Origin of the sequence: Rhizobium sp. R86522, from assembly GCF_042466255.1 — a bacterium.
GTDB lineage: Bacteria > Pseudomonadota > Alphaproteobacteria > Rhizobiales > Rhizobiaceae > Allorhizobium.
This window is the reverse complement of the sequence record NZ_JAXHBX010000001.1, coordinates 3,155,435-3,168,646: the sequence shown is the minus strand read 5'-3', so window position 1 is coordinate 3,168,646 and position 13,212 is coordinate 3,155,435. Positions and strand designations below refer to the sequence as shown.

At 60.0% G+C, this 13,212-nt stretch carries 15 protein-coding genes; 12 read left to right on the top strand and 3 right to left on the bottom strand.

Annotated features, from left to right (window positions below; genetic code table 11):
• Positions 1 to 94: 94 nt before the first annotated feature.
• The 12 genes from SJY08_RS15380 to visR all read left to right on the top strand — a co-directional run bounded on the left by SJY08_RS15380 (position 95) and on the right by visR (position 10,446).
• Positions 95 to 394 (top strand): STAS domain-containing protein, encoded by a 300-nt coding sequence (locus SJY08_RS15380; RefSeq protein WP_054150873.1) that lies wholly within the window; start codon positions 95 to 97, stop codon positions 392 to 394.
• Positions 391 to 756 carry a chemotaxis response regulator CheY1 gene (cheY1, locus tag SJY08_RS15375; protein ID WP_006726298.1) on the top strand — a complete coding sequence of 122 codons (366 nt, stop codon included), beginning with the start codon at positions 391 to 393 and terminating at the stop codon, positions 754 to 756. The genes SJY08_RS15380 and cheY1 overlap by 4 nt, the downstream gene beginning before the upstream one ends.
• A 16-nt stretch (positions 757 to 772) precedes the next feature.
• Complete coding sequence (locus tag SJY08_RS15370; protein ID WP_300890562.1) at positions 773 to 3,040, top strand: chemotaxis protein CheA; 2,268 nt, start codon at positions 773 to 775, stop codon at positions 3,038 to 3,040.
• A gap of 4 nt (positions 3,041 to 3,044) precedes the next feature.
• Entirely contained in the window at positions 3,045 to 3,515 is a 471-nt protein-coding gene (locus tag SJY08_RS15365) for a chemotaxis protein CheW (protein ID WP_054150871.1), read from the top strand.
• Positions 3,512 to 4,414, top strand: coding sequence for a protein-glutamate O-methyltransferase CheR (cheR, locus tag SJY08_RS15360; protein ID WP_054150870.1), 903 nt, complete (start codon positions 3,512 to 3,514; stop codon positions 4,412 to 4,414). The genes SJY08_RS15365 and cheR overlap by 4 nt, the downstream gene beginning before the upstream one ends.
• Complete coding sequence (gene cheB, locus SJY08_RS15355; RefSeq protein WP_054150869.1) at positions 4,414 to 5,460, top strand: protein-glutamate O-methylesterase CheB; 1,047 nt, start codon at positions 4,414 to 4,416, stop codon at positions 5,458 to 5,460. The genes cheR and cheB overlap by 1 nt, the downstream gene beginning before the upstream one ends.
• Positions 5,460 to 5,849, top strand: coding sequence for a response regulator (locus SJY08_RS15350; protein WP_006726293.1), 390 nt, complete (start codon positions 5,460 to 5,462; stop codon positions 5,847 to 5,849). Before cheB ends, SJY08_RS15350 begins: the two co-directional genes overlap by 1 nt.
• Complete coding sequence (cheD, locus tag SJY08_RS15345; protein ID WP_054150868.1) at positions 5,846 to 6,400, top strand: chemoreceptor glutamine deamidase CheD; 555 nt, start codon at positions 5,846 to 5,848, stop codon at positions 6,398 to 6,400. Before SJY08_RS15350 ends, cheD begins: the two co-directional genes overlap by 4 nt.
• Positions 6,401 to 6,413: 13 nt before the next feature.
• Entirely contained in the window at positions 6,414 to 6,803 is a 390-nt protein-coding gene (locus SJY08_RS15340) for a hypothetical protein (protein ID WP_006726291.1), read from the top strand.
• Positions 6,804 to 6,973: 170 nt separating this feature from the next.
• The gene (gene fliF, locus SJY08_RS15335) at positions 6,974 to 8,668 is read left to right on the top strand and encodes a flagellar basal-body MS-ring/collar protein FliF (protein ID WP_377276694.1); all 1,695 of its coding nucleotides are present in this window, start codon (positions 6,974 to 6,976) and stop codon (positions 8,666 to 8,668) included.
• A 268-nt stretch (positions 8,669 to 8,936) separates the two neighbouring features.
• Positions 8,937 to 9,686 carry a transcriptional regulator VisN gene (gene visN, locus SJY08_RS15330; RefSeq protein ID WP_153761410.1) on the top strand — a complete coding sequence of 250 codons (750 nt, stop codon included), beginning with the start codon at positions 8,937 to 8,939 and terminating at the stop codon, positions 9,684 to 9,686.
• 10 nt (positions 9,687 to 9,696) lie between these two features.
• Positions 9,697 to 10,446 carry a transcriptional regulator VisR gene (gene visR / locus SJY08_RS15325; protein ID WP_054150865.1) on the top strand — a complete coding sequence of 250 codons (750 nt, stop codon included), beginning with the start codon at positions 9,697 to 9,699 and terminating at the stop codon, positions 10,444 to 10,446.
• Between the two features lie 7 nt (positions 10,447 to 10,453).
• Here the strand turns inward: visR and SJY08_RS15320 are convergent, their stop codons facing one another.
• From SJY08_RS15320 to fliG, 3 genes are all read right to left on the bottom strand, one after another.
• Complete coding sequence (locus tag SJY08_RS15320; RefSeq protein WP_054150864.1) at positions 10,454 to 10,894, bottom strand: hypothetical protein; 441 nt, start codon at positions 10,892 to 10,894, stop codon at positions 10,454 to 10,456.
• A 5-nt stretch (positions 10,895 to 10,899) separates the two neighbouring features.
• The gene (flhB, locus tag SJY08_RS15315) at positions 10,900 to 11,982 is read right to left on the bottom strand and encodes a flagellar biosynthesis protein FlhB (protein ID WP_054150863.1); all 1,083 of its coding nucleotides are present in this window, start codon (positions 11,980 to 11,982) and stop codon (positions 10,900 to 10,902) included.
• 182 nt (positions 11,983 to 12,164) lie between these two features.
• The gene (fliG, locus tag SJY08_RS15310) at positions 12,165 to 13,205 is read right to left on the bottom strand and encodes a flagellar motor switch protein FliG (protein WP_377276690.1); all 1,041 of its coding nucleotides are present in this window, start codon (positions 13,203 to 13,205) and stop codon (positions 12,165 to 12,167) included.
• Between the last annotated feature and the right edge of the window lie 7 nt (positions 13,206 to 13,212).

Below are 13,212 nucleotides of genomic sequence, written 5' to 3'. Positions count from 1 at the left end.
GCGGGAAGTTCGGCAATCCATCCGGGGGAATGGTTCTCCTGGGAACCACATTCGGGCCTGGATGCCGCAGCCTTGGGACATAAGGAAAGAAATGATGGCAAGTAAGAAAGGCGATCAGAAGAGTCTGAAACTGGCCGCGGTATTGGACCTGAATGAGGCATCCAATCTCAAGGCCAACATACTCTCGATGCGTGGTGCCCCTTTGACGATCGATGCCTCTGGCGTCGAGCGTGTCGGTGCTCAGTGCGTGCAGGTCCTGATGGCAGCCGCCAAGGCCTGGGAAGCTGACAAGCATCCCTTCTCGTATGGAAAGGCCTCCGAGGCTTTCCTGAAAACCCTTCAACTGATTGGCGTGAACATCGATCATCTGCTCGCTAAGGAGATCCGGCAATGAAGAAAAAAGTGCTCACCGTGGATGACTCCAGAACCATTCGAAACATGCTTCTGGTCACCCTCAACAACGCAGGCTTCGAGACCATTCAGGCCGAAGACGGCGTCGAGGGCCTGGAAGTGCTCGAAGAATGCAATCCCGACGTCATCGTGACCGACATCAACATGCCGCGTCTCGACGGGTTCGGTTTCATCGAGGGTGTCCGCCGCAACGAAAAGTATCGTGCGGTTCCGATCTTGGTCCTGACCACGGAAAGCGATGCTGAAAAGAAGAACCGCGCCCGCCAGGCCGGTGCGACAGGCTGGATCGTCAAGCCTTTCGATCCGACCAAGCTGATCGATGCCATCGAGCGTGTAACCGCCTAAGCCGGGATTTTCTCCTATGGATATGAACGAAATCAAAGAGATCTTTTTCCAGGAATGCGAGGAGCAGCTCGCGGAACTGGAATCCGGTCTTCTGAAAATGAATGATGGAGATCGCGATCCGGAAACGGTCAATGCCGTATTCCGCGCGGTTCACTCCATCAAGGGCGGCGCAGGTGCCTTCGGTCTTGATGACCTGGTTGCCTTCGCGCACGTCTTCGAGACGACTCTTGATTGCGTTCGTTCCAACAAGCTGGAGCCTGGCCCGGAAGTCATGAAGGTGATGCTGAAGTCGGCCGACGTTCTGGCCGACTTGGTCAGCGCCTCGCGTGACGGCGGCAGCGTTGATGAAAGCCGCTCGAGCGGTCTCGTCAAGGAGCTGGAAGCGCTGGCGAACGGCGACGTTCCGGCACCGTCCGCAGCCCCTGTGGCCGCAGCCAAGCCCGCTCCCAAGGCAGCCGCTCCTGCTCCTGCTCCGGCCGCAGCCCCTCCGACAGACGACAGCGGCTTCCAGCCGATCCCCTTTACCTTCGACGGTTTCGAGGGCGAAGAGGAGGAGACCATCGTCCCCTCGACCTTCGACGTCAGCTTCAAGCCGCGCCGCGAGCTTTACTCCAAGGGCAATGAAGCCGCCCTGTTGCTGCGTGATCTCTCTCGCCTTGGCGAGATGAGCATCAACTGCAACATGGACGACCTCCCGACTCTCGACGAACTCGACCCCGAAGCCGCTTACTTCCACTGGACAATCCAGATCAAGGCCGAGAAGGGTGAAGAAGGCATCCGTCAGGTCTTCGAATTCGCAGAATGGGATTGCGATCTCGAGATCAAGTTGCGCGAGACCGAGACCACAGCGACGACCGAAGAATTGCCGATGGTCCCGGTTCCCTTCGATCTCTCTGCCCTGGATGAGGGGCCGGAAGATGCCGCTGATGAAACCGTAGTCGCTGCTGTCGAAGCCGCAGAGACCGCGTCCAGCGTCATGAAAATGGCCGCCGGCGCTGCCAAGCCTGAGAAGAAGGAATCTCCGGCAGCCGCCGCAGCGGCCGCAGCCGCAGCCGCCGCTCAGGCCAATAACGCCGCCGGCCAGACCATCCGCGTTGACCTCGATCGCGTTGACCGCCTCATCAACCTCGTCGGCGAACTCGTGATCAACCAGGCGATGCTCTCCCAGAGCGTCATCGAAAACGATGCGACCGGTACATCGGCTGTCAACATGGGCCTCGAGGAGCTGCAGCAGCTTACCCGCGAGATCCAGGACTCGGTCATGGCAATCCGCGCGCAGCCTGTGAAGCCGGTCTTCCAGCGCATGTCGCGTATTGTTCGCGAAGTGGCCGACATGGTCGGAAAGTCGATCCGCCTCGTCACGGAAGGTGAAAACACCGAAGTCGACAAGACGGTCATCGACAAGCTGGCCGAGCCGCTGACGCACATGATCCGTAACGCCGTCGACCACGGTATCGAAAGCCCCGAGAAGCGTGCCGCCGCCGGCAAGAACCCGGAAGGCACTGTCAGGCTCACCGCGAAGCATCGTTCGGGCCGCATCGTCATCGAACTCGTCGACGACGGCGCCGGCATCAATCGCGAACGCGTGCGCCAGAAGGCCATCGACAACGATCTGATCGCGGCCGATGCCAATCTGACGGACGAGGAAATCGACAACCTGATCTTCATGCCGGGCTTTTCCACGGCGGACAAGATCTCGGACATTTCAGGTCGCGGCGTCGGCATGGACGTGGTCAAGCGCTCCATCCAGGCACTTGGCGGTCGTATCTCGATCACCTCGCGTCCGGGGCAGGGCTCGACCTTCACCATGAGCCTACCGCTGACCCTCGCCGTCCTCGACGGCATGGTCGTCACGGTTGCCGGCCAGACCCTCGTCGTGCCGCTCACGGCCATCGTCGAGACGCTGCAGCCGGAGGCCCAGCACGTCCATTCGTTCGGCGCAAACCAGCGCCTGATCTCGATCCGCAACTCCTTCTGCCCGCTGGTCGATGTGGGTCGAATCCTCAACTTCCGATCGTCTCAGGCAAACCCGATCGAAGGCGTCGCCCTTCTGGTGGAATCCGAAGGCGGTGGCCAGCGCGCTCTGATGGTCGATGCCATCCAGGGGCAGCGTCAGGTCGTTATCAAGTCGCTGGAAGCCAACTACACCCACGTTCCGGGCATTGCTGCCGCAACCATCCTCGGTGATGGACGCGTCGCACTGATCCTTGATGTGGACGCCGTTGTCGCCGCTTCGCGTGGTCAGTCCCTCAAGCAGGAAATGTCGTTAGCCGTCGCAGGGTAATAGTATGTCGTATGCGGTCAAAAACTTGGTCCAGGGAGATCGGGAGCTCATCGCCTTCCGTATTGGCGATCAGGAGTTCTGCGTAAACATCATGTCGGTACGCGAGATCCGGGGATGGACCCCGGCAACCCCGCTGCCGCATTCCCCGCACTACGTTATGGGCGTCATCAACTTGCGTGGTGCCGTCCTGCCGATCATGGACCTGTCCCTGCGTCTGGGCATGAAGCCCGCCGAGCCAACCGCCCGCCACGTTATCATCGTGGCCCAGGTCAAGTCTCGGGTCGTGGGTCTCCTGGTGGATGCCGTCTCCGACATCCTCACGGTGAGCGATACCGACATTCAGCCGACGCCGGAGGTCTCCTCCGACCTCGAAAAACAATATGCCCGTGGCATTCTCGCCATCGACAAGCGGATGATCTGCATGGTCGAGCTTGGTGCACTTTTCAACGAAGCCGCCGAAAGCGAGGCTGCATGACCTTTGCAATGAGTACATCCCGTCAATCGGACGACGAAGTTCTGGCCAGCGGTGAATACCCGCTGACCCGACGGGACCTGAACGAGATTGCTGCCATGATCTACTCGGATGCGGGCATCGCGCTGAACGACAGCAAGGCTTCGCTCGTCTACTCGCGACTGTCCAAGCATATCCGCAATCTTGGCCTGTCCGGTTTCCGCGCCTATTGCCAGCTCGTCGCCTCGCCGGAGGGATCGGCCGAGCGCCGCGAAATGCTCTCGCACCTGACGACCAACTTCACGCGCTTCTTCCGCGAGAACCATCACTTCGAGCATCTTCGTGACGAGGTACTGCCGGGGCTCATTCAGCGTGCGAAGTCCGGCGGACGCGTGCGCATCTGGTCCGCCGCAAGCTCGGACGGCCAGGAGCCCTATTCGATTGCCTTGACCGTATTCCAGGCTTTTCCGAACGTTCTGGACTACGACTTCAAGATCCTTGCCACCGATATCGATCCGAAGATCCTCGCCATCGCCCGACAGGGTGCCTATGACGAGCAGGCGCTCGAAACCGTGTCGCCTGCCATCCGCAAGCAGTGGTTCAAGGAAGTCGAGATCGGCGGACGCCGCAAGTTCCAGGTCGACGATCGCCTGAAGCGTCTGATCACCTATAACGAGCTGAACCTGATGGCCCAGTGGCCCTTCAAGGGCAAGTTCGACGTCATCTTCTGCCGCAACGTCGTGATCTACTTCGACGAGCCGACACAGATGCGCATCTGGACCCGATTTGCCGATCTGTTACCGATCGGCGGACACCTGTATATCGGCCACTCCGAGCGTGTCTCGGGTGACTCGAAGAACGACTTCGACAATATCGGTATCACCACCTATCGCTACATCGGCAAGAACGGAGGGCGAAAGTAATGGCGGCACCTGCACGCGTTCTCGTCGTCGATGACAGCCCTACGATGCGTGGACTGATCACGGCCGTCCTCAACCAGGATCCGGATGTCAGCGTCATCGGTCAGGCCGGCGATGCCATGGAAGCTCGCGCAGCGATCAAGCAACTCAATCCCGATGTCCTGACCCTCGACATCGAGATGCCGAACATGAACGGCCTTGAGTTCCTGGAAAAGATCATGAAGCTGCGGCCCATGCCGGTGATCATGGTTTCGACCATGACGCATCGCGGCGCGGAAGCCACTCTGGCGGCACTCGAAATCGGCGCCTTCGACTGTGTGGCGAAGCCCCAGCCAGGAGAGCCTCGTCCGTTCGGCGAGCTTGCCGAGAAGGTCAAGGCGGCGGCGCGTTCTCAGCACCGGCATCATTCGGCACCGCAGATCCAGCCGGTCGCGACTGCGCCTGCTGCAGACTTCCGCGTCGGCCGCAAGATCGTGGCCATCGGCTCGTCCACCGGCGGCGTCGAAGCGCTGATCGCCGTCCTGCAGAAATTCCCGCGCAATTGCCCGCCGACGGTGATTACGCAGCACATGCCTCCAACGTTCACGAAGAGCTTCGCCGAGCGTTTGAACCGTCTTTGCGCCCCCGTGGTGGAGGAGGCCACGGATGGCGCACGGCTCGAGATCGGCAAGATCTACCTTGCCCCGGGCGGCGAGCGTCACATGCAGGTCTCGAATGCATCGGCGCCCTGCTGCCGACTGGTGGATCGCGCGCCGGTCAACGGACACCGGCCTTCTGTCGATGTTCTCTTCGACTCAGTTGCCGAGCTTGCCGGCCGCAACGCCGTCGGAGTGATCCTGACGGGCATGGGGCGCGATGGCGCCTCCGGTCTTCTGAAGATGCGTCACGCCGGTGCTCGCACCATCGGCCAGAACGAAAAGACCTGTGTGGTCTACGGGATGCCACGAGTCGCCTATGAGCTGGGCGCTGTCGAGCATCAACTGCCTCTCACCTCCATTGGCGAGGAAATCCTCAAACTCACTGCTGCCCGAAAAGAAGGTATCGAATAATGTCCCTAGCCGAAAAAATCAAAGTTCTGATCGTCGACGATCAGGTCACAAGTCGCCTGCTGCTCAGCGACGCGCTGACCCAGCTGGGCTTCAAGCAGATCACTGCCGCCGGTGACGGCGAGCAGGGCATGAAGATCATGGAGCAGCAGCCCCATCACCTGGTCATCTCGGACTTCAACATGCCGAAGATGGACGGCTTGGGCTTGCTCCAGGCGGTACGTACCAATCCCAACACCAAGAAGGCGGCCTTCATCATCCTGACCGCGCAGGGCGACCGTGCGCTAGTCCAGAAGGCTGCACAGCTGGGTGCGAACAACGTCCTGGCGAAACCGTTCACGATCGAGAAGATGAAGGCGGCCATCGAAGCCGTATTCGGAGCGCTGAAATGACTGAAGACGGTGCAGCAAAGCGCGTCCACATTATTCAAGGGGAGTGGAAGGTCAGCAAGGATCCGAATGTGGTCCTGTCGACGATCCTCGGTTCGTGTGTTGCTGCCTGTATTCGGGATCCGATTGCAGGAGTAGGTGGCATGAACCACTTCCTGCTTCCGGGTTCGGCAGTGCCCGGTGCTGGTGGCGGCGACGCAACCCGCTACGGCGTTCACCTCATGGAGCTGTTGATCAACGGCCTTCTGAAGCAGGGCGCTCGCAGGGATCGCCTGGAAGCCAAGGTTTTCGGTGGCGCCAAGACGATCGCGACGTTCTCGAACGTCGGTGAACAGAACGCAGCATTTGCCCAGCAATTCCTGCGCGACGAAGGCATCAAGGTCGTCGGGTCCTCCACGGGCGGAGACCACGGCCGCAAGCTGGAATTCTGGCCGGTCAGCGGCCGGGCAAGACAGTATCCGCTCACGGGCGCAGAAACGCAGAAGACGGTGGCGCTGGAGCAGCGTCCGGTTCCTGTTTCGAAGCCGGTGGAAACCTCAATCGAGTTCTTCTAGTACTGGACATCGGATGCAAAACGAACACTTGGCGGGAAACCAGGATACACGGGAAGAACTTCCGGAAATCCTCATGCGCATCGTCAGCGAGCTGCATGACGTGGCTTATCTGATCGAGCGTGTGGAACCGCACCTGCTCGAACTCGGCGGCCCGAAGGTACTGGAGCATCCAGACAGCCTCAAGGTTCTGCAAGGCATTGACCTTGCCGTTCAAAAGGCGCGCGGACTGGCCGAATTCGTCGACACAATCACCGGGACGATCCCGTCGGACTGGATGATCGACATGACGACGGCCTTGAGCCTCGTGAAGCTGGCTGACATGCAGAAGGCGCTGGGGGCAGGCCTTCGTCACGGCCATTCGCAACCGCTGGTCAAGGCTGCAGGCGACTTCGACTTCTTTTAACCTACCTTCAGAACTCTCTCTGTACGTACGGGCCGCAGATCCTGAATCTGCCGGATGCCGAAATGAATTCGGCTTTCCCGTCCCGCGAAACGTTCGCACAAGTTTCGATTTCTATTGTCGCGCCAAGGGCAAAAGCGCCCAGACCCTCCTTGTAGATGGTGCGAGACAGAATGAATCTGTTAAATCAATTACTTCAGATACCAAAAAATTTCGCGGCGATGGGCCAGACGAAGATCCTGGCCATGGCTGGGGTTGCTGTCGTTTCCTTCGCGATCATCATTGCAGGCGCTCTTTACGTTAACAAACCCTCCTACGAGACGCTCTATGTCGGCCTCGAGCCGGTCGACATGAACCAGATCAGCATCGCTCTTGCCGAATCGGGCATCGATTTCGAGACCGGTGCCGATGGCCAGAGCATCAGTGTGCGTGCCGGCATGACCGGAAAGGCGCGCCTCCTGCTCGCCGAGCGTGGACTGCCCAACAGCGCCAATGCCGGCTACGAGCTATTCGACAATGTCGGCTCGCTGGGTCTGACCTCGTTCATGCAGGAAGTCACGCGTGTCCGCGCGCTGGAAGGTGAAGTCGCACGCACCATCCAGCAGATCGCAGGCATTGCCGCAGCCCGCGTCCACATCGTCATGCCGGACATCGGCAACTTCCGTCGCGGCGAACAGAAGCCGACGGCGTCCGTCATGATTCGCGCCTCGACGGATGCCGGCCGCAAGGCAGCAGCATCGATCCGCCAGTTGGTCGCCTCGTCCGTCCCGGGTCTGGACGTCGAGGACGTGACGATTCTGGATTCCACCGGCCAGCTGCTTGCAGCAGGCGACGAAACGGGTGGCGAAGCCTCCCGCTCGCTGGGCGTTGTTCAGTCCGTTCAGCGCGAAATCGAAACCAATATCGACAAGGCCTTGGCGCCTTTCCTCGGAATGGACAACTTCCGCTCCAGCGTCACGGCCCAGATCAACACCGACAGCCAGCAGATCCAGGAAACGATCTACGATCCGGAATCGCGCGTCGAGCGCTCCGTTCGCGTCACCAAGGAAGCGCAGAAATCCCTGCAGCGCCAGTCGGATACGGCAGCCACGGTCGAACAGAACATTCCTCAGGCCGCGCCCGATGCCGGCGGCGGTGGCCCTGAATTGTCCGACGAGCAGGACAAGAAGGAAGAGCAGACCAACTACGAGATCAACAGCAAGACCGTCGCGACGGTCAAGAACAGCTACACCGTCGAGAAGCTCTCCGTCGCCGTCGTCGTCAACCGTGGTCGCATTGCCATGATGGTGGGAGAGCCCGTCGACCAGGCCAAGATCGACGCCTATCTCGCTGAGATGCAGAAGATCGTGACGTCTGCAGCTGGCCTCGACACCAATCGCGGTGACGTCGTCACACTGACGGCCATGGAATTCCTGGAAAACCAGTTGCTCGAAGAATCCGCGACGGGCCCCGGCTTCATGGAAATCCTGAGCCGCAACATCGGCGGCATCATCAACTCCTTGGCCTTCGTCGCCGTCGCTTTCCTCATTGTCTGGATGGGCATCCGTCCGATGATCCGCACCGCGGGTGGCGGTGGTGCCGATACGGCACTCGCCGGCGGAATTGGCGAGCAGGCTGCCGGCCTCGAGCTCCCCGACTTCTCGCCTGCCCTTGGTGGCGGGTCAGGGGGCGGTCTTATGGATGGTTTCGGATCCGACTTCGGCTTCGACTCGACCGACGACCTTCTTACGATGGACGACGACCCGAATGGCGGCTTCAACCGCCGGGTCAAGGAAGGTCCGGAGCGGCGCCTTTCGCGCATGGTGGAAATCTCGGAAGAGCGCGCCGCCAAGATCCTTCGCAAATGGGCTGTGGACAACGCCGCCTGATTTTGAAGAACAAGCCAGTACCGACCGCGCCCTCCGGGCGCGGTTTTGCATTGTAGTGCCATATCGATACGGGGTTGCGCCAAAGGTCATCGCCGGGCATGCTTGGACCCGTCTCGCAATACCGCAAATGCTTGTGACCTTTGCCACTTTATATTTTACAGTGAACATGATTCGGTAGTCGGAGATTGGGCCGTATGTGAGTCGCCTGCACTCGGACGTGGCGAAGACTGCGACAATGCTAGGCTGTCACTTCAAAGGGGCACATTGAATGGATGCCGAGCTGACAACAGAGGGCAATGAGGGGCGGTCTCGTGCCGCTTCTCCGGCAGAGCCTCTGCAGAAAGGCTCATCGTCGAAGGACGTGTTGATCCGAAGGCTGGCGACCCCGGCGCTCTCGGGCGACATGGGCCATTGCCTTCGCGTTCTGTGTGATTATGTCGGCGCCTCGCATCACTTGCTCGCGCGCTACGATCTCGTCCAGGAAGAAGGGCTCGACTTCGTCGTGGCCGCCGATTGGCCGTTCGATCTGGTCCGCCGCCTCGAGAGCGAACTGGCCGCGAGCTATTCCCAGTCGACCGAGCTCGAGAAGTGCCTTTCGGTGCTGCAGCCTAAATATGCCATTCTCCCCGACGATGCGCATGTCCCTGACGGCACCAGCCGCCAGTATTGCACGGTGACCCTCAATGTCGGACGAACCCGTCTTGCACTGCTTCTGCTCTTCCCGCAGGACTATGTGCTGTCGCCCGAGCGCTTGCGGGAAGTCGGCCTGCTTGCCGCTTATGCGCTGAGCCTGTCTGCGAACAAGGGGCACAAGAGCGATCGCGACTTCGATTTGACCGATCGTGAACTGGAGTGCCTGTTCTGGATTGCCGAGGGCAAGACCAGCGACGAGATCGCCACGATTCTCGGCATCTCGCGCAATACGATCAACAACTACATCACGAGCGTGATGCGCAAGACTGCGACGAAGACACGCTCGGAAGCCATCGCCTATGCGGTGCGCAACAATCTCGTTTGAGGGAGCAGGAATGGCCACGACCACCAGACCAGGCGGAAACATCCTTGAAGATGCGACTTGGTCAGGCCAGCGCCCCGTCACCTCCCGTTCGGACATCTTCCCGAAGCTCGTGTCGCTGCAGCGATCTCTGAATGCACGCGGCTTTGCAGCGTTTCGCGTGGCCGGCGCCAGCCTGCCGCACAAGCGACGCCTCGATCCGGAATTCGAGAACTGGAGCAGCGGCCTCAGCAGCGGCCGGGAAGCTTTCATCGGGGCCTATGGGGATGCACTTCTGGCGCATATTGAGACTTCGACCCTGCCTCTGCTCTGGAGCGCAGAAGAGAAGACGAGCTTCCTGGATGCATCCGACTTCACGCCCTTTGCCGTCCAGTTGCAGGAGCGCCTGCTACCCTATTCCGGTATCGCTTTTCCAGTGCGTCTCGGTGCTGTCGGGAACGGCTATGTTGTCTTTCCGACGATTGGCGGAGCCGATCTGCCCGGCGAGCTGATCCTTGCGGTGCATAGCCGCTGCTACAAGGTGATGACCGATATCCTGTCGCTTGATGAACGCCGGGCGGCACCATCCGAAACCTTGAGTGAACGTGAGATCGCCTGCCTGCAGCTTGCAGGAGATGGACGCATCAGCGAAGAGATCGCAGAACGTCTCGGCCTGTCGGTGCATACCGTCAACGCCTATCTGGGATCGGCAACCATCAAGCTTGATTCGGTCAACCGCATCCAGGCGATCGCCAAGGCGATCCGCCTCGGCTACATCACCTGAACCGGTCTCATCCGTAGAGCGGGGACGCCTGTCCCTTGACGAAGCGCGCTTCTTCCAGGCGTTCTTCCAGCATACGCGTATTGCCGTCCGGATCTCCGGAGGTGTCGTGAAACGCGATATGCTTGATATCGAGGCCGGCATGCTCGTTGGTCAGCGTCAGCTGCGAGTAGATAGTAATACCACGCGGCTTGATCTCAAGATCGAGCACGACTTCCGGCGGACCACCCCATTCGAGCCGATAATCGCCCCCGGCGCCGAAGACGACGGTACCAGGATGGAAATAGAGTTCGGCTGCGGACGAAACGAGGTCCGAGAGATTTCCGTAAAGTTCAAAACGTAGGAGTGAAATGAGGTCGGCAGCGTCGAGAAGGCGCAATTCACTCGCGACGGGGCTGATAGCCTCCGCAACGATGCGTTCACGCTGGTTGGTATAGGAGCACTTCTTCATCGGGCCTAGCGTATCCGTCTCTTGGGGGCCTTGGACGCATAGACCCGGTGCACGAGCTCTGCGACTGCCTTGTAAAATACTGACGGAATGACGCTATCGACCGAGACTTGCGCAAACATGGAGCGGGCGAGCGGGGGATCCTCAAAAATGGGAATGTCGTTTTCGCGAGCGATTTCGCGGATTTTCAGCGCCACCAGATCCTGCCCCTTGGCAACGACCATCGGTGCCTCGTTTTCCTCGCGCACATATCGCAAGGCCACCGCGTAGTGAGTCGGATTGGTGATCACCAACGTCGCACGGGGAACGCTGGCAATCATGCGTTTGCGGGCCCGATCTCGAGCAATGGAGCGCTGGCGGGCCTTGACGATTGGGTCACCCTGAGCCTGCTTGTACTCTTCCTTCACCTCTTGTTTGGTCATGCGCAGCTGTTCGTACCAGTGATACCGCGTCCAGAAGATATCGACTGTTGCCAGCAGTGCCGTCGCCATGACGACGATGATCATCATCTTGTTCAGGATCTCCGACATCTTGACGAAAATGACCTGAGGGTCGGAGAACATCGTGTCGATGACGGCGAAGTAATCGTTGCGCAGCGCAAACACCATGATCGCCGAAAGCACGACGATCTTGAAGATCGATTTGGCGAATTCGACCATGCCCTGGGCGCTGAAGATCCGTTTCCAGCCGGCGAAGAGCGAGATCCGGTTCACCTGGGGCCTGATTCGCTCCAGAACGAAGTAGGGCATGTTCTGCGCGACATTGGCCGTAACCCCGAGCAAGATCAGCATGATCAGCATGGGAGCGAGGAAGGCGCCGATCTCCCAAGCGAGATGGGTGAAGAGAGAGACGACGTCGACGGCCGTGCCGAGATACCATTGGTCGGGGCGCTCGAAGATGTCCTTCAGCGATTGTGCCAGGCGCGTGACCGCCCCGGGCATGAAGAACACCGCGAAGAGATAGAAGCCGAGTGCAGTCGCAAAGAGCGGTGCTTCGCGTGAGCTCGGCACGTTTCCCTTCTCCATCGCGTCCCGAAGCTTTTTCTCGGTCGGGTCTTCGGTTTTGCTGTCTTTGTCGTCATCTTCGGCCATGGCCGCTGCCATCCTCGGAGGCTGCACCGGGCGGGTTCGATGATGCCCCGGTCGATTGAGCCGTCTGCGCTTGGCGCCCACGGCCACCGGAAAGGTGCCGGTGCCTTGAACGTAGACACCCGCCGATTGGGGTTCAATCGGCGGGTGATCAAAAGGATCGGGTTTTCAACAGAGGTGACCGCTCAGGCCGCCTGCGTATCGCCGCCTTCGGTATCTTTCAGCTGAATCTGACCGGCATTGGCGAGGCGGATCGCTTCCTGCGCCACTGCACGGCGCGCGATCGCGATCTCCCGCGGGTTGATTCCGGCGGTTCCGGCCTGCAGGTCTGATTCGATCATGCGGCGGGAGCGAGGGCTGATCGAGGCCAGCACGCATTCCTTGATCTCCGCGCTGGCACCACGCAGCGCCATGGTCAGGATATCGCCGGAGATGTCGTTCAGCAGGAGCACGCGGCTGCGCTGCGGCATGACGAGCAGATCTTCGAACAGGAAGATCTTCGGGCGAACCTTGTTGACCAATTCCTTGCTGATCGATTCCAGCGAGGTGAGCAATGTATCGACTTCGGTCTTTTCCAGTTCGTTCATCAGTTCCGCCACCTTGGCCGAGCCTGTCGAGTTCTTTTCGGCTTCGATTTCGGCGATCAGGTCGTGAACGCGGTTCTCGATGATCTGGGCAGCCTTCGGGCTGACATTCTTCAGATTCACCGTGCGGTTCATGATGTCTGCGCGACGGCTTTCGGGCAGCTTCAGGAGCACCTTGGCGCCGAAGGACGAGGGCAGCATAGAGAGGATATAGGCGACAGTCTGCGGGTGCTCGCGCATCAGGAAGCGTGCGATGAAATCAGGATCGGCGTCCTGCAGACGGTCCCAGATGGAAGCTTCATAGGCCTGGAACGCGGTACGACGTCCGAGAAGTCCGTCGACTTCCTCGGGCGTCAGACCTTCTTCGAGAATGCTCTCGATGGCCTTGGCATTGTCCATGAGGCCCGCACCTTCGGTGAACAGGTCTTCGAACTCGTTGACGAGTTCGGTCAGTTCATCCGGCGGAATGGTACGCAGGGTCTGTGCCGATGCGATGATCGTCTGCAGCTCCGCCTGCGTGAAGTATTTGAGCAGCTTGCCGGCAACGCCCTTTCCCATGGCCAGCAGCACGGCGGCTGCCTTATCGGCCTGGGAAAGCGGTTTTCCGGTTAAGGGGCCGCCAAAATCGTCGAAGTCCATCATGGTCTTG

What these genes read in the sequence shown, in the direction of transcription:
- SJY08_RS15380 (WP_054150873.1), top strand. Translation starts at nt 95, where the DNA reads ATGGCAAGTAAGAAAGGCGATCAGAAGAGTCTGAAACTGGCCGCGGTA.
- fliF (WP_377276694.1), top strand. Translation starts at nt 6,974, where the DNA reads ATGAATCTGTTAAATCAATTACTTCAGATACCAAAAAATTTCGCGGCG.
- flhB (WP_054150863.1), bottom strand. Translation starts at nt 11,982, where the DNA reads ATGGCCGAAGATGACGACAAAGACAGCAAAACCGAAGACCCGACCGAG.
- SJY08_RS15365 (WP_054150871.1), top strand. Translation starts at nt 3,045, where the DNA reads ATGTCGTATGCGGTCAAAAACTTGGTCCAGGGAGATCGGGAGCTCATC.
- cheY1 (WP_006726298.1), top strand. Translation starts at nt 391, where the DNA reads ATGAAGAAAAAAGTGCTCACCGTGGATGACTCCAGAACCATTCGAAAC.
- visN (WP_153761410.1), top strand. Translation starts at nt 8,937, where the DNA reads ATGGATGCCGAGCTGACAACAGAGGGCAATGAGGGGCGGTCTCGTGCC.
- fliG (WP_377276690.1), bottom strand. Translation starts at nt 13,205, where the DNA reads ATGATGGACTTCGACGATTTTGGCGGCCCCTTAACCGGAAAACCGCTT.
- SJY08_RS15320 (WP_054150864.1), bottom strand. Translation starts at nt 10,894, where the DNA reads ATGAAGAAGTGCTCCTATACCAACCAGCGTGAACGCATCGTTGCGGAG.
- SJY08_RS15370 (WP_300890562.1), top strand. Translation starts at nt 773, where the DNA reads ATGGATATGAACGAAATCAAAGAGATCTTTTTCCAGGAATGCGAGGAG.
- cheB (WP_054150869.1), top strand. Translation starts at nt 4,414, where the DNA reads ATGGCGGCACCTGCACGCGTTCTCGTCGTCGATGACAGCCCTACGATG.
- SJY08_RS15340 (WP_006726291.1), top strand. Translation starts at nt 6,414, where the DNA reads ATGCAAAACGAACACTTGGCGGGAAACCAGGATACACGGGAAGAACTT.
- cheR (WP_054150870.1), top strand. Translation starts at nt 3,512, where the DNA reads ATGACCTTTGCAATGAGTACATCCCGTCAATCGGACGACGAAGTTCTG.
- visR (WP_054150865.1), top strand. Translation starts at nt 9,697, where the DNA reads ATGGCCACGACCACCAGACCAGGCGGAAACATCCTTGAAGATGCGACT.
- SJY08_RS15350 (WP_006726293.1), top strand. Translation starts at nt 5,460, where the DNA reads ATGTCCCTAGCCGAAAAAATCAAAGTTCTGATCGTCGACGATCAGGTC.
- cheD (WP_054150868.1), top strand. Translation starts at nt 5,846, where the DNA reads ATGACTGAAGACGGTGCAGCAAAGCGCGTCCACATTATTCAAGGGGAG.